Genomic DNA, 20,125 nt, shown 5'->3' on the forward strand with positions numbered 1-20,125 from the left:
GCGGGTATCAGGAGTTGAACGGACCGTCCTCGGGCAACCTGAGGTCGGGCTTGTCCAGCTCCTCGACGTTGACGTCCTTGAAGGTGATCACCCGGACGTTCTTCACGAACCGGGCGGGGCGGTACATGTCCCACACCCACGCGTCGGACATCCGCACCTCGAAGTAGACCTCGCCGTCCGCGTTGCGGACCTGCACGTCCACCGAGTTGGCCAGGTAGAACCGCCGCTCGGTCTCCACGACGAACGAGAACTGGCTGACGATGTCGCGGTACTCCTTGTACAGCGACAACTCCATCTCGGTCTCGTACTTCTCGAGATCCTCTGCACTCATTACGCCTCCGCGCGGGTAATCATCGAATCCGCGCCCCTCCTCGTCGCGAGCCTGCCACCGCTGGTCTGCGGGGTTGGCCCATTCTGGACCACGGCGGCGGCAACCACGCCGCGCGCCACCGGGTGCGGCGATTCCAGTCCGTGCCGGAGCGCCGCGGCCGACACGTTCGCATACGACCAGCGGTGTTGCGCACTCGGGCCGTGTTCGGCCAGCGCCGCAGCGTGCTCGGGGGTGCTGTAGCCCTTGTGCTCGTCGAAACCGTAGACGGGCAGCTCCTCGTGCAACGCGGTCATGATCCGGTCCCGCGTGACCTTGGCCAGCACGGATGCCGCCGCGACGCACGCCGCCACCCGGTCGCCCTTGACCACCGGCATGTTCGGCGCGGTGAGGCCGGGAACCGGGAAACCGTCGGTCAAGACGTACCCGGGATGTACACCCAATTGAGCGACAGCACGCCGCATGCCCTCGATGTTCGCCACGTGCACGCCGAGCAGGTCCACCTCGGCGGCCGGGATCACGATCACCGCGTAGTCGAGCGCGCGCTTGAGCACCACGTCGAACATCCGGTCCCGAGCGGCGGCGGTGAGCAGCTTCGAGTCGGTGAGCCCGTCGAACTTGGCCGCGTCACCCGGCTTGAGCACGCACGACGCCACGACCAGCGGCCCCGCGCAGGCGCCGCGACCGGCCTCGTCCACACCAGCCACCGGACCGAAACCGCGACGGGCCAACGCGGCTTCGAACGCCCAGATGCCCGCGGTCTGCCGAACCTGGACACGAGGCGGCTTGCGGATCACCCCTGGACCCTATCTCAGCCGTGCGCTCCGAAAACGCGCCCTCGCCCGCTTGCCCAGCAGCAGCACCGGCCACGCCGCCGCGAGCCCGGCGCCGGCCGGCAGCGCGTCCTGCCACGCGGGCGCCCCGATGGCCACGGCCTGCGGGTCGTGGTCGCCGATGCCCTGCCAACGGGACGGCGGCAGCACGATCGTCCGCGCCTTGCCCACCACGTTGTCCACCGGCACCAGACCACCCTCGCGACCGTCGCCCTGGCACCGCGAGTCGCACGAGTCGTTCCGGTTGTCACCCAGCACGAACAGGTAGCCCTCGGGCACCTTCAGGTCGGCGAACGACTCCTGCACGGTGCTGCGCCCCGGCGCCCAGTACACGTACGGCTCGTCCAGCGGCTTCCCGTCGACCATCACCCGGTTGCGGTCGTCGCAGCACTTCACGGTCTGCCCGCCCACCGCGACGATCCGCTTGACGAAGTCCTCCTCGTTCGCCGAGGGGAACCCCAGCAGCGAACCGAGGCCCTGGAGCCCCCGCGTGACCGGGTTGGTCGGCTCGGCGGCCACGAAGTCCTGGTTGATCCAGGTGTCCGGGCCGTGGAAGACGACCACGTCGCCCGGCTCGGGCTCGGAGAAGTCGTAGGTCAGCTTGTCGACCAGCACCCGGTCCCCGAAGCAGCCGTTCGAGCAGCCGTGCAGCGTCTGCTCCATCGACTCCGACGGGATCATGTAGACCTTCGCCAGGAACGTCTGGATCAGGACCGCGAGCAGCACCGCGACACCGATCAGGATCGGCAGTTCCTTCCAGAACGACCCCTTGCGCTTGGCCTTTTCGCGCGAGCGGGCACGCCACTGCTCGACCTTGTCCTCGTGCTCCGGGTCTCCCTCGTCGGAGGAGCCCCGGGACGGTGCGACGTCTACCACCCGGTCAGCGTACCGACGAGGCCTGTGAGGCCCTGGTCAACCGGCTGCGGAGCTTCCGCCCGAAGAACAGCACGGGCCACGCCGCGGCCAGTCCGGCGCCCGCCGGGACACCTGCCTGCCACGCGGGCGCGCCGATCGCGACGGCCTGCGCGTTGTGGTCGCCGATGCCCTGCCAACGGGACGGCGGCAGCACGATCACCCGGGCCTTGCCGATGACGTTGTCCTCCGGCACGGTGCCCGCCACGCCGCCGCCGCCCTGCTTGCGCGAGTCGGTGGAGTTCGTGCGGTTGTCACCCATCACCCAGAGGTGGCCTTCCGGCACCTTGACCGGCTCGAACGGGTCGTGGTTCTCCGGGGACGTGCCGGGCTGCCAGTAGACGTACGGCTCGTCCAGCGGCTTGCCGTCGACCTTCACCCGGTGCTGCTCGTCGCAGCACTCGACGGTCTGCCCGCCGACCGCGATGACCCGCTTGACGAAGTCGCGCTCGTCCGGCGGCGCGAGGCCGATCAGCGAGGCCACCGACTGGATGCCCGCCACGATCGGGTTGTCGGAGCGACCGGATTCGAAGTCGTTGTTGCCCCACGTGTCGGGGCCGCGGAACACCACGACCTCGCCCGGTTCGATCTCGGCGAAGTCGTAGACCAGCTTGTCGACCAGCACCCGGTCGTTGTTGCAGCCGGGGCAGCCGTGGAGGGTCTCCTCCATCGACTGCGACGGGATCACGTACACCCGCGCGAGGAACGTCTGGATCAGGATCGTCAGGACGAGGGCCGTCGCGCCGAGCACGAGCAGTTCGCGCCAGAGCGGGGGCTTCTTCTTGTCCTTCTTGGTCTTGCCACCCGCAGCCGGGTCCGAAGTGGACTCGGCTGCGGGATCCTGACCGTCTTCATCAGCGGAGCGGTGCACGGGATCTGCCACGTGGGCAGGCTACTGCTTCCGCGTGTGCCCGGCGTCAGGAGGCCGGTCGTGCCTCGCGCTTTTCCTTGATCTTGGCGGCCTTGCCGCGCAGGTCGCGGAGGTAGTACAGCTTCGCCCGGCGGACGGCGCCGCGGGTCGCGACCTCGATCTCGGCGATGTTCGGGGAGTGCACCGGGAAGGTGCGCTCGACGCCGACACCGAACGAGACCTTGCGAACGGTGAAGGTCTCACGGATGCCGCCACCCTGGCGGCGGATCACGACGCCCTGGAACACCTGGACCCGCTCGCGGGAGCCCTCGATGACGCGGACGTGGACCTTCAGCGTGTCGCCCGGCCGGAAGCTGGGAATGTCGGAGCGCAGCGACTGGGCGTCAAGAGCGTCCAGGGTGTTCATCGGTGGTCCGTCCTCGTCCTCACGTGTATTGCGTACTCCCCCAGGGCGCGGACTATCTCAAGTTACACACGCGCACGGGGGCGGGCCTAGCGCACGCCGGATGAGTTGAACCGGGTGCAGCAACCTGTCCAGTGTGCCAGACGAGGGTCGGCGGCACGAAATCGCCCCCGGCCCAGCCGTCAGCCCAGCTCGTCCAACAGCTTGCGGTCGTGCTTGTCGAGCGCGCCCTCGGGCAGGGCGTCGAGCAGTTCGGGACGGCGTTCGCGGGTGCGGCGCAGCGACTGGTCACGCCGCCAGCGGTCGATCGCCTTGTGGTTGCCCGAACGCAGGACCTCCGGCACGGCGAGGTCGCGCCACACCTCGGGACGGGTGTAGCTGGGGCCCTCCAGCAGGCCGTCGGAGAACGAGTCCTCGGCGGCCGACTTGGGGTTGCCCAGCACGCCCGGCAGCAGCCGGACGACCGCCTCGACCATGACCAGCACGGCAACCTCGCCGCCCACGAGGACGTAGTCGCCGATGGAGACCTCGTCCACGGGCATCCGGCGGGCGGCGTCGTCCACCACCCGCTGGTCGATGCCCTCGTACCGGCCGCAGGCGAACACCAGGTGCTCCTCGGCGGCGTACTCGTGCGCCAGCTTCTGGGTGAACGGTCGACCGGCGGGCGTGGGCACGACGAGGCGGGTCGCCGGGGTGCAGACCTGGTCCAGCGCGTCACCCCAGACCTGGGGCTTCATCACCATGCCCGGCCCGCCGCCGTACGGGCTGTCGTCGACGGCCTTGTGCACGTCGTGCGTCCAGTCCCGCAGGTCGTGCACGCCGACGCTGATCAGGCCCTTGTCGATGGCCTTGCCGAGCAGCGCGGCGCGCAGCGGGTCCAGGTACTCCGGGAAGATCGTGACGACGTCAATCCGCATCGAGGAGGCCCTCGGGCGGGTCGATCACCACGCGCTTGCCGGCGATGTCCACGGTCGGCACGATCTCGCGCACGAACGGCACCAGCGTCTGGTCGCCGTTCTCGCGCTTGACGACCAGCAGCTCGCCGCCCAGCCCGTGCGCGATCTCCAGCACGGCGCCGATCCGGGTGCCGTCGAGCAGCTCGACCGACAGCCCTTCGAGCTCGTGGTCGTAGAACTCGTCCGGGTCTTCAGTCGGCGGCAGGTCCTCGGTGCGGCCCAGCAGCACCGTGCCGCGCAGCGTCTCCGCCACGTCGCGGGTCAGCACTTCCTCGAAACGCACCAGCAGCCGCCCGGAGTGGTTCCGGGCGGCTGCGACGGTGAGGTTGCGGGATGTGCCGTCACGCAGTTTGGCGGTCAGCACCGAACCCAGGGCGAACCTGGTCTCGGGTGAATCCGTGCGCACGTCGACGGCAAGCTCGCCGCTGATCCCGTGCGCCTTGGCCACTCGGCCGACGACGACGTCCATGTGCGCGTCAGCGATCGGTGTCGACCACGTCGACGCGCACGCCACGACCACCGATACCGGCCATCACGGTGCGCAGGGCGGTCGCGGTGCGGCCGCTGCGGCCGATCACCTTGCCGAGGTCGTCCGGGTGGACGTGCACCTCCAGCGTGCGACCGCGTCGGGTCGTGACCAGGTTCACCCGGACGTCGTCCGGGTGGTCGACGATGCCTCGAACGAGGTGTTCGAGAGCGTCAGCCAACAAGCTCACGCCTCGTCCTTGGCTGCCTCGGCGGTGGGCTCGGCGTCAACCTTCTCGGCGTCGACCTTCTCGGCGTCGACCTTCTTGGCTTCGTCCTTCTTCGCTTCGTCCTTCTTCGCTTCGTCCCGCTTCGGCGACTTCTTCTTCGGAGTCGTCGCGTCGGTCGACGGGGCGTCGCCGGCGGCGGCCAGCGCGGCGGCGAACAGCTCCGCCTTGCTCGTCTTCGGCTCCTTGACCCTCAGCGTGCCCTCGGCGCCCGGCAGGCCCTTGAACTTCTGCCAGTCACCGGTGATCTCCAGCAGCCGCTGCACGGACTCGGTCGGCTGCGCGCCGACACCCAGCCAGTACTGCGCGCGGTCGCTGTCCACCGCGATGAACGACGGCTCTTCCTTGGGGTGGTACTTGCCGATCGTCTCGATGGCCTTGCCGCTGCGGCGGACGCGGGCATCGGCGACGACGATCCGGTAGTACGGCTGACGGATCTTGCCAAGCCGCTGAAGCTTGATCTTGACGGCCACGGGTGTGGGTGCTCCTCGTGCTCTCGATGTGCTCAGGTGCGGGCAGTCCTCACCCGAGTGGGGCACGGGTGGTGAAAGCCCAGTGTCTGGGGCGCCACGGCACGGTGAGAGGGACCGACCTCGGCGAACAACCGACCATTCTGCCAGACACTTCTACCGCGGCACGAATCGGGCCACGGGGATGCCCGCGCGCTCCAGTGCCTCGCGGACTTTTCGGGCGTGTTCGACGGCTCCCGGGGTGTCGCCGTGGAGGCAGATGGAGTCGACTTCCGTCTTCAGAACGGTGCCGTCGGCCGCCACCAGCTCACCGTCCCGCGCGAGCCTCAAGACCTGGGCCACGACGGCGTCCGTGCTGGTCAGGACGGCGTTCGGCTGGGTGCGCGGCACCAGCGTGGCCTCCGGCGTGTACGCGCGGTCGGCGAACGCCTCCCGGACCGGACGCAGCCCGGCCCGTTCGGCGTGGTGCAGGAGGCGGGACCCGGGCAGGCCGAGGACGGGCAGGTCGCCGAACGCCTTGACGCCGTCCACCACGGCCTTCGCCTGTGCGTCGTGGTGGACCGTGGCGTTGTAGAGCGCGCCGTGCGGTTTCACGTACTCGACCTTGATCCCGGCGGCTTTGGCGCACGCGTCCAGGGCGCCGATTTGGTACAGGACTTCGTCGGCCAGTTCGGCCGGGTCGGCGTCGATGAAACGGCGGCCGAAGCCGGCCAGGTCGCGGTAGGAGACCTGGGCGCCCACGGCCACGCCCGTGCTCGCGGCCTGGCGGCAGACCCGCCGCATGGTCGACGGGTCGCCGGCGTGGAAGCCGCAGGCCACGTTCGCGCTGGTCACGACGTCCAGCAGGGCGTCGTCGTCACCCAGGCGCCAGATGCCGAAGCCCTCACCGAGGTCGCTGTTGAGGTCGATCACGCGGGCATCACCCCGATCGAGACGAGGAGCAGGGTCAGGCCGGGCAGGAAGTTGTTGATCACGTGCGCCACCACGCTCGCGGTGAGCCTGCGGGTGATCAGGCGGGCGATGCCGATCGGCAGGGCGATCACGATCAGCAGCGACGTCCGGAGCGGTTCGAGGTGGCTGGCCGCGAAGATGACCGTGGTGAGCACGAACGCCGCCCACCGGCTCCAGCGCTGCCGTTCGATCGCGCCCCACAGCAGGCCGCGGTAGACGACCTCCTCGCAGACCGGGCCCAGGAAGCACACGTAGAGGAACATCACGATGGCGGCGCTGAGGGGCAGGCCCGCGCCGTCCACCAGCTCACCGATGGCGGAGGTGGCGTTCTTGTCGCCGACCGCCTTCGACCAGATCACCGCGGCCACGTACGTCAGCACCAGGCCGAGCGCGCCGAGCTTGAGGCCGACCTTCACGTCCGCCCAGTCCCAGGCCAGCCGCAGGTCGTGGAACGGGCCGTTGCCGCGCAGGTAGGTGATCGCGACCGCGACGCCTGCGGCCAGCACCGTCGGCACCATCGAGCCGATCAGGATGAACGTGACGGAACGGGCGAGGTCCGTGCCCGAGGTTCGAGCCACCGCCGTGATGAAAACCGCACTCAGCACGAATATGGCCTCGACGAGCAGGAACGCGCCGAAGCCCCAGCGCTGGCCGGCACGCGCCGGTTCCGGCTCACGCCCGACCGCGCGGACACTGGCGATCAGGCCTGTCGGAGGTTCATCCGATGGTGTCACAGCCATCCACCCTAATCAGCCGGTGTACAGGTAGACGGCGGGCAGCAGGTTGTTCGCCGCGTGGGCGACGACGCTGGCGGCCACCCGGCCGGTGATCATGCGGGCCGCGCCGATGGCGAGGCCCTGGGCGAACAGGCCGATCATGCGCCAGCTCTCCTCGTGCAGGAACGCGAAGATGAGGGCGGTGAGGGCGAGGATCGCGAACCTGGGGATCTTGTAGTGGGCCAGTGCCTGCCACAGAGCACCCCTGGTGAGGACCTCCTCGGTCAGCGGAGCGCCGATGAGGACGAACAGCGCCGCCGCGGCCAGCCAGACCGTGCGGCCCCCGGAAAGCGCTTCGATCTGCTCCAGGGAGCTGGACTGGTCGGGGTTGAAGCGGAGCAGCAGCGCGCCGACGAGCCAGGCGGCCAGCAGCGCCGCGCCGCCCGCGGCCAGGCCCACTTTGACGTCACGCCAGGTCGGGACGAGGCCGAAGTCCCGGTTCGGGCCGTTGCCCATGCGCCAGGAGACGACGACGGGGCCCAGGCCGAGGAGGACGTTCGGGAGGAAGACCAGGAGCAGCAGCGGGCCGAGGACCGGCGGGTCGGTGATGTCCACTTCGGCGAAGCGGTCGGCGGTCGCCGCGGTGAAGACGAGGGTCGCGACGTGGTAGCCCGCGAGCCCGACGAAGAACGCCAGGAAACCCCAGTGCGCCCTGCCGGTGTCCTGGGCCTGCTGTTCCTCCACTCGTCCGAACGTAGTGGTCCGGGGGGTGGGGGTACCGCACGAGGTCGTTCAAGATCACCCTGACGGCCGCAGCGGTGTGACCGGGCGCGGGAAGAATTGCGCCCGGAGCACCCTTTCGCCGGATTGTCGGTGGCCAGGCCGCCGGGTCGGGTCAGCGGCCGGGCCGGAACAGCGCCGGATCAGGCTGGCGCCGGATCGGGGCAGGCCGGCCGCCGGGTCGGGTCAGGTCGGGTCAGCTGTGGATCCGGCCGCGCAACATGACCAGCTTCGGGTGGCGCAGGGCGTCGAGGTCGGCCCGGGGGTCGGTGTCGTAGACCACGATGTCGGCCGCCGCGCCTTCCGTCAGCGACGGGAACCCCAGCCACTCGCGCGCGGCCCAGGAGGCGGCGCCGAGGGCCTGGGAGGGGGTCATGCCGACCCGCGTCAGGGCCTGGATCTCGTCCACGATCCGGCCGTGCTCGATACCGCCGCCCGCGTCGGTGCCCGCGTACACCGGAACGCCCGCCTCGACGGCCTTGGCGACCGTGTCGGTGTTCCGCGCGTACAGGTCCCGCATGTGCCGCTGGTAGGCCGGGTACCTCTCCGCGCCGGCCGCGATGGCCGGGAAGTTCTCGATGTTGATCAGGGTCGGCACCAGCGCGGTGCCGTGGCGGGCCATCCGGGCGATGGTGTCGTCGGTCAGGCCCGAGCCGTGCTCGATGCAGTCGATCCCCGCGTCGATCAGGGCGGGCAGGGCCTCTTCACCGAACACGTGCGCGGTGACCCTGGCCTTGTTCTCGTGCGCGACCTTGATCGCCTCGGTGAGGACGTCCTGGCTCCACAGGGGCGCCAGGTCACCGGTGTCGCGGTCGATCCAGTCGCCGACCAGCTTGATCCAGCCGTCGCCCTCGGCGACCTGCTCGGCCACCGCCGACGGCAGGTCGGCCGGGTCCTCGATCTCCACGCCGATGTACTTGATGTACCGCTTGGGCCGGGCCAGGTGCCTGCCCGCGCGGATGATGCGGGGCAGGTCGAGCCGCTCCTGCAACGGGCGGGTGTCCAGCGGCGAGCCGCAGTCCCGGATGAGCAGCGTGCCCGCCTGCCGGTCCGCCAACGCCTGGTCGACGGCCTCGGGCAGGTCCACCGCGCCCTTGGCGCCCAGGCCGACGTGGCAGTGCGCGTCCACCAGACCGGGCACGAGGTAGCCGCCGTCGACGACGGTGGTGGCGCCCGGCACCGGCCGGGTGCGGATGCGGCCGTTCACCACCCACACGTCCTGCGGGCCGTCACCCTCGGGGAGGACGACGCCCCGCAGGTGCAGGCCGGTCACTTGCCGAACTTCAGCTTCGACGGGTCGAAGCCGGGTGGCAGCTGGTCGAGCCCGCCCAGGCCGGGCGGGAGTTCGTTCGCGCCACCCTGCGGAGGCATACCGGGCATACCTCCGGGCATACCTCCGGGGAGCATGCCGGGGAACCCGCCGCGCATCTTCGGCGGCGTCGGGCCGCGGCCCTTCCCCTTCTTCCCCTTCTTGCCCTTGCCCTTGCGGTTGTTCTTGCCGCCGGCGCCGGGCAGGCCGAAGCGGCCGGCCATCTGGCTCATCATCTTGCGGGCTTCGAAGAAGCGGTTGACCAGGTCGTTCACGTCGCTGACCCGGACGCCCGAGCCGTTGGCGATGCGCAGCCGCCGGGACGCGTTGATCATCTTCGGGTCGTCCCGCTCGGCCGGGGTCATGCCGCGGATGATGGCCTGGACCCGGTCGAGGTGCTTCTCGTCCAGCCCGGCCAGCTGGTCCTTCATCTGGCCCGCGCCGGGCAGCATGCCCAGCAGGTTCGCGATCGGGCCCATCTTGCGCAGGGCGAGCATCTGCTCCAGGAAGTCCTCCAGCGTCAGCTGGCCGGAGCCCATCTTGACCGCGGCGGCCTCGGCCTGGTCCGCGTCGAACGCCTGTTCCGCCTGCTCGATCAGGGTGAGCATGTCGCCCATGCCCAGGATCCGGCTTGCCATCCGGTCCGGGTGGAAGACGTCGAAGTCCTCCAGCTTCTCCCCGTTCGAGGCGAACAGGATCGGCTGGCCGGTCACCTCGCGCACGCTGAGCGCCGCGCCACCGCGGGCGTCGCCGTCCAGCTTGGTGAGCACCACGCCGGTGAAACCGACGCCGTCGGCGAACGCGGTCGCGGTGTTGACCGCGTCCTGGCCGATCATCGCGTCGACCACGAACAGCACTTCGTCCGGCTGAACGGCGGCACGGATGTCCACCGCCTGCCGCATCATCTCCTCGTCCACGCCGAGGCGGCCCGCGGTGTCGACCAGCACGACGTCGTGCTGGGCCCGCTTGGCCTCCTCGATGCCCTTGCGGGCCACGTCGACCGGGTCGCCCACGCCGTTGCCCGGCTCGGGGGCGAACACGGGGACGCCCGCACGCTGGCCGACCACCTGGAGCTGGGTGACCGCGTTGGGCCGCTGGAGGTCGCAGGCCACCAGCATCGGGGTGTGACCCTGGCCCTTGAGCCACTTCGCGAGCTTGCCCGCCAGGGTCGTCTTGCCGGCGCCCTGGAGGCCCGCGAGCATGATCACGGTCGGCGGGGTCTTGGCCAGGTTCAGCCTGCGGGTCTCCCCGCCGAGGATGCCGACGAGCTCCTCGTTGACGATCTTGACGACCTGCTGGGCCGGGTTCAGGGCCTGGCTGACCTCGGCGCCCTTGGCGCGCTCCTTGACCTTCGCGATGAACGTCCGCACCACGGGCAGCGCGACGTCGGCCTCCAGCAGCGCGACCCGGATCTCGCGCGCGGTCGCGTCGATGTCGGCCTCGGTGAGCCGCCCCTTGCCCCGCAGGTTCTGCAGGACCGAGGTGAGCCGGTCGGAAAGGGTGTTGAACACGTTGCCGCCAGACCTCGCACGTCGTCGGTGGGTTTCCTCGTTTCCAGGGTAGCCGTCCCGTTCACGCCGGCGTCACCGACAGCCGCAGGTGGTCCCGGCGGGTCAGCAGGGTCAGGCCCTGCCAGCCGCGTGGCGGCACACCGGCGGCGAAGCGGGCGCGCAGCCCGGCCGCGCGGCGGACGTGCCGGGTGAACGACCGTGAGCGGATCAGCCTGCCCCGCTTGACCTGCCCGGACAGCGCCTCCTCCGGGCTGGCGTCGAGCCACAGGAAATGCCGAGGACGGTTGGTCAGCACGCCGACGGCGACCAGTCCGGCGCGGGTCGTAGGTCGGGTGGACGGTTCGTGGACCAGCAGTAGGCCGGTCGCGGTAATCGCGAACCACAGGATGCGGGCACGGTGCACGAAGTGCACCAAAGGTCGGTAGAGGCGGTACGGCACGGCCTTCGGGAAGAGGGCGCGCAGTCTGGTGCGCACCTGGTCGGAGTCCAACACGACGGCGGGCGCGCCACCCGTGTCGGCGGCGGCGAGCAGCGTGGACTTACCCGCTCCCGGCAGTCCGGCCAGCACGATCAGCGAGCGCGGCCTCACGGCGACAGCGGTCATCGCGTCCATACTAAAGAGACGTGCCGGACGACCACGAGTTCCGAGGCGACCGGAGGCGGCCCAACCCCTCGATGGGCCGCCTCCGGCCACGCGGTGGCGACACTCCCTCCGCCCCACCCCCAGTCGGGCGGACCCCCGTGCCATGACAGGAAGTCTGCCCCGGCACGGGGGTCCGGCGTCAGCGTGAGCACCCGCGGTGGGTTGTGCGTAGTGCTACGCAACCGCTCTGCGGGCTTCACCCCGCGGCGTTGAGGACCGCCTGTTCGATCTTGCGGCGGCGGGCGGCGTCCATGCCGTCGGGCACGGTGATGGCGAACGAGTCCACGACCGTGGAGCCCAATGTGGACACCCGCGCCCAAACGATGTCCACACCGGACTGTTCCAACGCGTCCGCGACCCGGTGCAGCAGTCCGATCCGGTCCGCCGCGCGCAGCTCCAGCACCACCGCGCCGGACGACTCGTCGTCGAACCAGAGCGCCTTCGGCGGCGGCGGGTCGGCCGGCGGGCCGCCGTAGTCGCGTTCCTTCGCGGCGAGCTTGTCGCCCAGCGCGAGGGTGCCGTCCACGGCCCTGCTGAGCTGTTCGCGCAGCAGGGTCACGTCCGGCAGGGAACCGAACCTGGGCGACACCGTGAACACGTCGACCGCAGCTCCCTCGTGCGAACGGAGGGTGGCGGCGTGCACTTCGAGGGAGTTGAGCGCCAGCACGCCGGCGGCCCTGGAGAGCAGCCCCGGACGGTCGGGCGCGACCACCGTGACGGTCGCCGCGTGGTCGGCCGGGTCGATCAGCACGTCCGGTCTGCCGCTGCTCAGCACGGCCTGCGCGAGGTCCTGCTGGCGTTGGTCCAACGGCTCCGGCTTGGGCAGCGGGTCGCCCGCCATCGCCGTCCGGCAGCGCGCCACCAGGTCGCGGATCAGCGACGCCTTCCAGTCCGACCAGACGCCGGGGCCGGTCGCCACCGCGTCCGCCTCGGCCAGCGCGTAGAGCAGTTCGAGCAGCACCGGGTCGCCGCCGAGGGTGTCCACCACGCGGCGCACGGTGGCCTCGTCCTCCACGTCACGGCGGGTGGCCGTGTGCGGGAGCAGGAGGTGGTGGCGCACCAGGGCGGTGAGCGTGGCGACGTCCTGCGGCCACAGGCCGAGCCGTTCGGCGATCTGGGTGGTGATCGCGGCGCCGACGACGGAGTGGTCCGCCTGCCTGCCCTTGCCGATGTCGTGCACCAGCGTGCCGAGCAGCAGCAGGTCGGGCCGGGACACCCTCGTCACCAGGCGGGCCGCGTGCGCGGTGGCCTGCACGAGGTGGCGGTCCACGGTCCACGTGTGCGCGGCGTCACGGGGCGGCAGGTCCCGCACCGCGCCCCACTCGGGGAAGAGCCTGCCCCACAGGCCGGTGCGGTCCAGCGCCTCGACCACGTCGATCAGGCCCGTGCCGCTGCCCAGCAGGGCCAGCAACTCCTCCCGGGCCTCCCTGGGCCACGGCTGGCGCAGCTCGGGAGCGGAGTCGGCGAGCTTGGCCAACGTGCCAGCGGCGATCGGGTGCTTGCTGCGTGCGGCGGCCGTGGCGACACGTAGTAGTAGGGCCGGGTCACGGCTGGGCATGGCGTCACGTGCCAACGCCACCTCGGAGCCGTGCAGCACCACGCCTTCGTCCAGCGGCCGTCTCGCCGGCGCGCGCCTGAGCGGGGAACGGGCGAACACACCCAGTCCACGCTTGGGCACGGCAGCGCGCGCTGTGCGCATCGCCACGTCCACCGCGTACACGATCGTGCGGGCCGCCGACGACATCGCGCGGGCCAGCATGAAGCGGTCCTGGAGCCCCAACGCGGTGGCGACCTCGTCGCCGTCCTGCGCACGGAGCACGTCCCGCGGCTTCCCGGCCACCCGGCGCAGCTCGGTGCGCACGTCCAGCAGCAGCTTGCGTGCCTCGTTGACCTCGGCGGACGGCCGGTCGGTCAGCTGCGCCGCGCTCAACGCGTCCAGCAGCGTGACGTCCCGCAGCCCGCCCCGGCCGTGCTTCAGGTCCGGCTCGACGCGGTGCGCGATCTCGCCGCTGCGCGCCCACCGCCGTGCCGCCGACTCCGACATCTCGTCCAGCCGCGTGCGCACCCCCGTGCGCCACGCCTGACGCGCGCTGTCCGCCAGCCGCTGGCTGATCACCTGGTCGCCCGCGATGTGGCGGATGTCCAGCAGCCCCAACGCGGTGCGCAGGTCACCGGCGGCGACGCGGAGCGCCTCGCCGACCGTGCGCACCGAGTGGTCCAGGCCGATGCCGGAGTTCCACAGCGGGTACCAGAGCTTCTCGGCGATCTGGTCCACGCCCTTGTGCCCGTTGTGCACCAAGAGCAGGTCCAGATCGGAATAGGGCACCAGCTCGCGCCTGCCCAGACCCCCCACGGCGACCAGCGCGACCCCACCGCCCGGTCCACCTACGCCCGCTTGCGCGGCGTGCGCGGTGAGCCAGAACTCGTGCAGGTCCACCAGCGCCTCGCGCAGCGACTCCCCCGTCAAACGGCGCCGACCTGGCGCGAGCAGCCGATCGCGTGCTCGCACCAGGTCGTCAGCCGTGACGACGGCCGTCTCGGCGTTCTCCATACGGCCGTCCCCCATTCCTACTCCGGAGCCCTATAGGGCATCCGAGCCGCGCTCCCCGGTCCGGACCCGGATGACGGTGTCGACCGGGGTGACCCAGACCTTCCCGTCGCCGATCTTGCCGGTGCGGGCGGCTTCCACGACGGCGTCGAGGGTCTTCTCCACGGCGGCGTCGTCCACCAGCACCTCGATCCGCAGCTTCGGCACGAAGTCGACGGCGTACTCGGCGCCGCGGTAGACCTCGGTGTGGCCCTTCTGCCTGCCGTAGCCCTGGACCTCGCTGACGGTCATGCCGAGCACACCCAGCTGCTCCAGGGATGCCTTCACGTCATCGAGGGTGAACGGCTTGATGATCGCGGTGACCAGCTTCATGACTTGTTGCTCCCCTCAAGGACCGCAGTGGCGCCGGCGGCGACACTGGGCTTGCTGCCGCCACGGGTGCCGAGGCCGCTGCCGAACTCGTAGGCGGTCTCGGCGTGCTCGGCCTCGTCGATGCCGCCCACCTCGGACTCCTCGTCGACCCGGAAGCCGACGGTGAGCTTGACCAGGTAACCCAGGATCAGGCTGAGGACGAAGGAGTACGCGAGCACGGCGAGCGCGCCCACGGCCTGCCGCCACAGCTGATCCACGCCGCCACCGTAGAAGAGGCCGTCGATGCCCGCAGGGGCGGCCGAGCTGGCGAAGAAGCCGATCAGGATGGTGCCGGAGAGCCCGCCGACCAGGTGCACGCCGACCACGTCGAGCGAGTCGTCGAAGCCGAAGCGGTACTTGAGGCTGACCGCCAGGGCGCACAGGGCGCCGGTGATCGCGCCGATGGCGATCGCGCCGAGCGGGGTGACCGAGGAACAGGCCGGGGTGATGGCGACCAGGCCCGCGACAATGCCGGACGCGGCGCCGAGCGTGGTGGCGTTGCCGTCGCGGACGCGTTCCACGACCAGCCAGCCGAGCATCGCGGCGCAGGTGGCGACCAGGGTGTTGACGAGGGTGACGCCGGCGGTGGCGTTGGCGCCGAGGGCGGAGCCCGCGTTGAAGCCGAACCAGCCGAACCACAGCAGACCCGCGCCGAGCACGACCAGGGGCAGGCTGTGCGGCTTCATCCGGTCCTTGGGCCAGCCGACGCGCTTGCCGAGGACGAGCGCCAGGGCGAGGCCGGCCGCACCGGCGTTGATGTGGACCGCGGTGCCACCGGCGAAGTCGATCGCGAGCAGGTCGTTGGCGATCCAGCCGCCCGGGTCGACGACGTTGCCGGCCTCGTCCTTGCCGTCGAAGTCGAACACCCAGTGCGCGACCGGGAAGTACACGAGCAGCGACCACAGGCCGGCGAACAGCAGCCAGGGCCCGAAGCGGGCACGATCGGCGATCGCGCCGGAGATCAGTGCCACCGTGATGATGGCGAACATCGCCTGGAAGGCGACGAAAACTGTGGTCGGGATCGTCCCGGCCAGCGATTCCTTGCCGAGCAGCCCGTCCAGGCCGAAGAACTCGAACGGCTTGCCCAGCAGGCCCGCGCCGACGTCACCGCCGAACGCCATGGAATAGCCGACCAGCACCCAGAGCACACCGACCACGGCGATTGCGCCCAGGCTCATCATCATCATGTTGAGCACACTCTTCGACCGGACCATGCCCCCGTAGAAGAAGGCAAGTCCCGGCGTCATCAACAGCACCAGTGCGGCACTGGTGAGCACCCAGGCGGTGTCCCCTGTATCCACGTCGACCTCCACTGCACGTCGGTTGCAGGGAGCATCGGGATGTCCTGTTTCACGCGGTTGCGCCCAAGGTTTCGCGCACGTGAACTGTCCGGCCCCTGGTGTTACAGCCAGGTTTCGCACGCTTGAAGCAGGTGCTTCAGCCTGCGACCAGTCCCGATGGCAGTGGAATTTCCGGTGACGGAACGTGCGAGCCGATCTCGCCTTTGCGGTGGTTCGTGTGATCGGGCGGGACGGCCCGGCGACCGTGGGTCACCGGGTCCGCCAGGTCGACGGAGGCCGCCCCCACCGGGTGGTGGAGGCGGCCCCGACTCGTCAGTCCCGCTACTCGAGCCACCCCGGGATGCCCGGGGTCGGACCGGCCGGCCGGTCCGCGTCCAAGGACGCGGCCGACTGCGGCGCGGGCTCGACCGCGGCGCACCGCGCGCCGGGACGCGGTGTCTTGAGGTTGATCAGGTAGTCGTCCGTGGCGCCACGCGTGCAGTCGCTGCGGTCGTAGACGCCGTGGCCCCAGCCCTCGTAGGTCAGCAGGACCGTGGTGTCACGGCTCTGCCGGTGCGCGTTGACCGCCCACTCGTACCCGGTGGCCGGGTCGTAGAGGGAGTTCATCATCAGGATCTTCGGCGCGTCCTTGATCCTCAGCCGGTGCTGCGGGTTGTTCACCTTCTTCGGCAGGCCGACGCAGCCGGCCGTCGCCTGGTGGCCGAGCGCCGAGCCGCGCATGTGCGGCGCGATCTGCCGGTTGCGGTCCACCAGGGCGGAGAACTCGCGGTGGCTACCGACCCGGATCGCCCAGTCCTGGCAGAACACGGCCGTGAACGGGTTGTGCGCCGTCTCCACCTGTGCGGTGAAGGCGGACGACGGCGCCTGCCCCGTGTCCAGAGCGGTCAGCAACTCGGCCAACTGCGTCCAATCGGGACCGTAGAACGCGCCGAACGCGGTGCCGATGATGTCGTCGGCGGTCACCTTGTAGTCGGGGTCCCAGGGGTCGACGATCTCGCCGCGGTCGGCGCGGTCGAGCAGGTTGTCCCAGAACTTCGCCACCTCACGGCCGTGCAGGGCGCACGACTCGGTGCGGTCGCACCACTTCACGAACTCCTCGAACGAGGACTCGGCGGTCGCGGCCTCGGTCTCGTTGAACCGCCACGTGCCGAGGCTGTGGTCCATGTTCGAGTCGATCACCATGGCGCGGATGTTCCGGCCGTACCGCTCGGCGTACTGCTGGCCGATCAGCGTGCCGTACGAGACGCCGTAGTAGTTGATCTCCTGCTCGCCGAGCGCCCGGCGCAGCGCGTCGATGTCCTGGACCACCGCGCCGGTGTCGGCGTGGTCGTAGATCGGGCCGCTGTGCTTTCGGCAGTCAGCGGCCAACTCGCGGTTGTAGGCGGCGAGCGCCTCGAACTCCCGCTGGTTCGCCGGGTGGATCGAAGGCTGCTTCTGCAGCACCTCGATCGAGCACTGCACCGGCTGGCTGCGGGCGACGCCACGCGGGTCGAACCCGATGATGTCGAAGCGCTCCTGCACCTCCGGGCTGAAGTAGCGGTTGGCCCCCAGCGCGAAGTCGACGCCCGAGCCGCCCGGACCGCCGGGGTTGATCACCATGATCCCGACTCGCTTGGCCGGGTCGGTGGCCTTGCGGCGGGCCAAGGCGAGGTCGAACTTCTCACCGCTTGGGTTTGCCCAGTCGATGGGCAGGCTCAGCGTGCCGCACTCCACCTCCGCCATTTCCGGGCACGGCTTCCAGTCGATGCCCGTAGCGCCTTGCGGTTCCGTTTCGGCCGTGGCGAATGACGTTGTCCCCGTGACGAGCGCGAGGGCGGTGGCCACACCGCCGAGCGCCCGGATGATCGGTCGCACAGGTTCCTCCCTAGTTCCTGTTAACCCAATCGGGTGTCCGCAGGCTTCCAGGGCGGCTGATCACGCCACAACCGACTGAAGTCTTACCGGTAATCAACCCATGGGCTGACACCCATTCCGGTAGAACACAGGCGTGTAGCTCACGAGAAGTCCTGGTACCTCTGGGTGATCACCCTGAGGCCATCCGAGGTCAAGCCACCGAACAGCCGCAGTCTTGCCATTCCGCCATCCGGGTAGATGTCGAGCCGCGCGTGGGTCGTCTCGACGTCCTGGTCGATCCGGAACCGGTGGCGGGTGTCCGGCTGGAGGCGCGTCCGGGGCAGCACGTCGAACTCCGCGCCGGTGCGCGCGTTCCGGCCCCGGATCGACGCCCAGCCCGGCGCGTTGCCCTTGAAGTGACTGGTGTCGAGTTCGGCGAGCCGGATGACGCCCGGCGCCGCGAGTTCCACCTCCACCCAGTCGTTCCCGTCGTCACGCCGCCGCGCGGTCTCCCAGCCCTCGCCCATCAGGGCGGCCTGGCCCGGCGCGATGAGGTTGGCGGGCGAGCCGTAGAACATGTCGCTGCACCCGGTGATCGACGCGCCGTTCTCCAGCGCGGCCAGGTCCAGCGCGTCGGGGACGATCAGGTCCGGGTCGACCACCGGCCGGCCGAACACCCGCAGCCTCGCCACGCCGCCGTCCGGGTAGATGGTCAGCCGGACGTGCGTGTAGCGGCGGTCCGCGGACACCTCGAAGTAGTGCTTCCGGTCGCCGCCGAGCGGTGACTTCGGGACCACGGTCTCCCAGTCGGTCAGCTCGTCGGGGGCCGGATAGCCCTTGGCCGCGGTCGCCTCGACCGACGCGAACGGCGGGTAGTTGCCCTTGAAGAACGCGGTGTCGACGACGACGCCCTGGATCACGCCCGGCAGGCCGAGGCGCACGATCGCATGGTCCTCACCCAGCTCACGCCGGCGGCGCGTCTCCCACCCGTCGTAGACCTGGCCCTTGTGCCCGAACGTGTAGGTCCGGTACTCCGGTTCGGGCTTGCGGATCAGGTTCTCGCGTTCGGCGAACAACTCGTCGTTGGCCCACGCCACGCTGCCGCCCACGGCACGGCAGGCGAGGTCGGGGAGTCGGGTCCAGTCGGGCGCTTCGCTCATACGGCTCCTCAATCCGGTTCTCGGCTGGGCCGAGTGGGTGCCTGCGGGTGTGTCAGCAACCGCCCGCGCGGTTGGTCGTCGATCTGCCGACCGCGCAACCAGGTCTGCCGCACGACGCCCGCCAGCGGACGTCCGTGGTACGGCGTGACGGGGTTGCGGTGGCGCAGCTTGGCGCGGTCCACCACGAACGCGTCGTCCGGCGCGAACACGCAGAAGTCGGCGTCCGCGCCGGGTGCGATGCGGCCCTTGGCGCCCAGCCCGACCAGGTCGGCCGGGTTGGTGGCCATCCACCGGACCACGTCGGTCAGCGTGTGGCCCCGTTGCCGGGCTTGGGTCCACACGGCGGGCAAGCCAAGTTGCAGGCTCGCGATACCGCCCCACGCGGTGGCGAAGTCGCCCTCTTTCAGGTCAGGCGTGCACGGCGAGTGGTCCGTGACGACGAGGTCGATCACGTTGTCGCGCAAGGCGTGCCAGAGCTGTTCGCGGTTGGCCGCGTCACGGATCGGCGGGCAGCACTTGAACTCCGTCGCCGAGTCGCCGATCTCCTCCGCGACGAACGTCAGGTAGTGCGGGCACGTTTCGGCGGTGAGCCGGAGCCCGCGGTCCTTCGCGGCCCGGACCTGGTCCACGGCCTCACCGCTGGACAGGTGCAGGACGTGCAGCCTGGCCTTGGTCTCCTCGGCCAGTCCCACGACGGTGGCGACGGCGTGCGACTCGGCCCGGTGCGGCCGGGAGTCCAGGAAGCTCACGTAGCCGGGGCCCGATTCGCCGACCTCGCGCGGGTCCTCGGCGTGCACGATCGTCAGCGCGTCCCGCGACCGGAGTTCTGTCAGGGCAGCCCGCAACTGGTCGTCGGTGACGTGCGGGAACTCGTCCACGCCGGAGTGGATCAGGAAGCACTTGAACCCGAACACGCCCGCGTCGTGCAGGTCCGCGAGGTCGTCCAGGTTGGTCGGCACGATGCCGCCCCAGAACCCGACGTCCACGTGCGCCTTGTCCCGGGCCGACTCCTGCTTGGCCTTCAGTGCGGCGACGGTGGTCGTCGGCGGCAGGCTGTTGAGCGGCATGTCGATGATCGTGGTGACCCCACCGGCCGCGGCTGCCCTGGTGGCCGTGTCGAAGCCCTCCCAGTCGCTGCGGCCGGGGTCGTTCACGTGGACGTGCGTGTCGACCAGGCCGGGGAGGAGGACTTCGTCGTCGGCGAGCTCGACCACGGTGTCGCCGTCGAGGTGGTCGGCCACCGCCACGATCCGACCGTTCTCGACGCCGACGTCAGCCGAGCGTTCACCGTCAGGGGTGACCACTCGGGCCGCGCGGAACACCAGGTCCATGGGCCTCACTCTGACATCCGACCAGCCACAATGCGACTGTGCCCATGGCCGCTGCTCCGCAGACGGCAGGCTCGGTCGCCTGGGAAGTCGACCTCGCGTGGTGGTC

21 protein-coding genes are annotated in these 20,125 nt (G+C 70.5%); all 21 read right to left on the reverse strand.

The window, feature by feature from the left end; all coding sequences use genetic code 11:
• Positions 1-7 precede the first annotated feature (7 nt).
• Positions 8-331 (reverse strand): DUF2469 domain-containing protein, encoded by a 324-nt coding sequence (locus F4560_RS25090; protein ID WP_015104440.1) that lies wholly within the window; start codon positions 329-331, stop codon positions 8-10.
• The gene (locus F4560_RS25095) at positions 331-1,125 is read right to left on the reverse strand and encodes a ribonuclease HII (protein WP_184923785.1); all 795 of its coding nucleotides are present in this window, start codon (positions 1,123-1,125) and stop codon (positions 331-333) included. Before F4560_RS25095 ends, F4560_RS25090 begins: the two co-directional genes overlap by 1 nt.
• Positions 1,126-1,134: 9 nt before the next feature.
• Entirely contained in the window at positions 1,135-2,037 is a 903-nt protein-coding gene (lepB, locus tag F4560_RS25100; RefSeq protein ID WP_184923787.1) for a signal peptidase I, read from the reverse strand.
• Positions 2,038-2,041: 4 nt separating this feature from the next.
• On the reverse strand, positions 2,042-2,956 hold the full coding sequence (lepB, locus tag F4560_RS25105; RefSeq protein ID WP_184923789.1) for a signal peptidase I: 915 nt from the start codon (positions 2,954-2,956) through the stop codon (positions 2,042-2,044).
• A 34-nt stretch (positions 2,957-2,990) separates the two neighbouring features.
• On the reverse strand, positions 2,991-3,350 hold the full coding sequence (gene rplS / locus F4560_RS25110) for a 50S ribosomal protein L19 (protein ID WP_033437630.1): 360 nt from the start codon (positions 3,348-3,350) through the stop codon (positions 2,991-2,993).
• 179 nt (positions 3,351-3,529) lie between these two features.
• Positions 3,530-4,264: a tRNA (guanosine(37)-N1)-methyltransferase TrmD gene (trmD, locus tag F4560_RS25115; protein ID WP_184923791.1), complete on the reverse strand. Its 735-nt coding sequence runs from the start codon at positions 4,262-4,264 to the stop codon at positions 3,530-3,532.
• Positions 4,254-4,772, reverse strand: coding sequence for a ribosome maturation factor RimM (gene rimM / locus F4560_RS25120; RefSeq protein WP_184923793.1), 519 nt, complete (start codon positions 4,770-4,772; stop codon positions 4,254-4,256). Before rimM ends, trmD begins: the two co-directional genes overlap by 11 nt.
• Before the next feature lie 7 nt (positions 4,773-4,779).
• Positions 4,780-5,019: an RNA-binding protein gene (locus F4560_RS25125; protein WP_015104447.1), complete on the reverse strand. Its 240-nt coding sequence runs from the start codon at positions 5,017-5,019 to the stop codon at positions 4,780-4,782.
• Positions 5,016-5,528: a 30S ribosomal protein S16 gene (gene rpsP, locus F4560_RS25130; protein ID WP_184923794.1), complete on the reverse strand. Its 513-nt coding sequence runs from the start codon at positions 5,526-5,528 to the stop codon at positions 5,016-5,018. The genes F4560_RS25125 and rpsP overlap by 4 nt, the downstream gene beginning before the upstream one ends.
• A gap of 153 nt (positions 5,529-5,681) precedes the next feature.
• Positions 5,682-6,437, reverse strand: coding sequence for a LamB/YcsF family protein (locus tag F4560_RS25135; protein ID WP_184923796.1), 756 nt, complete (start codon positions 6,435-6,437; stop codon positions 5,682-5,684).
• Positions 6,434-7,216, reverse strand: coding sequence for a CPBP family intramembrane glutamic endopeptidase (locus tag F4560_RS25140; protein ID WP_184923798.1), 783 nt, complete (start codon positions 7,214-7,216; stop codon positions 6,434-6,436). The genes F4560_RS25135 and F4560_RS25140 overlap by 4 nt, the downstream gene beginning before the upstream one ends.
• A 9-nt stretch (positions 7,217-7,225) precedes the next feature.
• Positions 7,226-7,936: a CPBP family intramembrane glutamic endopeptidase gene (locus F4560_RS25145; protein ID WP_184923800.1), complete on the reverse strand. Its 711-nt coding sequence runs from the start codon at positions 7,934-7,936 to the stop codon at positions 7,226-7,228.
• 232 nt (positions 7,937-8,168) lie between these two features.
• On the reverse strand, positions 8,169-9,245 hold the full coding sequence (locus tag F4560_RS25150; RefSeq protein WP_184923802.1) for a metal-dependent hydrolase family protein: 1,077 nt from the start codon (positions 9,243-9,245) through the stop codon (positions 8,169-8,171).
• Positions 9,242-10,792: a signal recognition particle protein gene (gene ffh / locus F4560_RS25155; RefSeq protein WP_184923804.1), complete on the reverse strand. Its 1,551-nt coding sequence runs from the start codon at positions 10,790-10,792 to the stop codon at positions 9,242-9,244. The genes F4560_RS25150 and ffh overlap by 4 nt, the downstream gene beginning before the upstream one ends.
• Positions 10,793-10,853: 61 nt before the next feature.
• Positions 10,854-11,396 (reverse strand): AAA family ATPase, encoded by a 543-nt coding sequence (locus F4560_RS25160; RefSeq protein WP_246477880.1) that lies wholly within the window; start codon positions 11,394-11,396, stop codon positions 10,854-10,856.
• A gap of 235 nt (positions 11,397-11,631) precedes the next feature.
• Positions 11,632-14,001 (reverse strand): [protein-PII] uridylyltransferase, encoded by a 2,370-nt coding sequence (locus F4560_RS25165; protein WP_246477881.1) that lies wholly within the window; start codon positions 13,999-14,001, stop codon positions 11,632-11,634.
• Between the two features lie 15 nt (positions 14,002-14,016).
• Positions 14,017-14,355, reverse strand: a complete 339-nt coding sequence (locus tag F4560_RS25170) for a P-II family nitrogen regulator (RefSeq protein WP_033437621.1) — start codon at positions 14,353-14,355, stop codon at positions 14,017-14,019.
• Positions 14,352-15,695, reverse strand: coding sequence for an ammonium transporter (locus tag F4560_RS25175; protein ID WP_184923808.1), 1,344 nt, complete (start codon positions 15,693-15,695; stop codon positions 14,352-14,354). Before F4560_RS25175 ends, F4560_RS25170 begins: the two co-directional genes overlap by 4 nt.
• 321 nt (positions 15,696-16,016) lie before the next feature.
• Positions 16,017-17,549, reverse strand: coding sequence for an alpha/beta hydrolase (locus F4560_RS25180; protein ID WP_184923810.1), 1,533 nt, complete (start codon positions 17,547-17,549; stop codon positions 16,017-16,019).
• Positions 17,550-17,689: 140 nt separating this feature from the next.
• Complete coding sequence (gene alc / locus F4560_RS25185) at positions 17,690-18,688, reverse strand: allantoicase (RefSeq protein WP_184923811.1); 999 nt, start codon at positions 18,686-18,688, stop codon at positions 17,690-17,692.
• Positions 18,689-18,696: 8 nt separating this feature from the next.
• On the reverse strand, positions 18,697-20,019 hold the full coding sequence (gene allB, locus F4560_RS25190; protein ID WP_184923813.1) for an allantoinase AllB: 1,323 nt from the start codon (positions 20,017-20,019) through the stop codon (positions 18,697-18,699).
• Positions 20,020-20,125 lie beyond the last annotated feature (106 nt).

This window comes from Saccharothrix ecbatanensis (genome assembly GCF_014205015.1).
In the GTDB taxonomy this organism is placed as follows: domain Bacteria; phylum Actinomycetota; class Actinomycetes; order Mycobacteriales; family Pseudonocardiaceae; genus Actinosynnema; species Actinosynnema ecbatanense.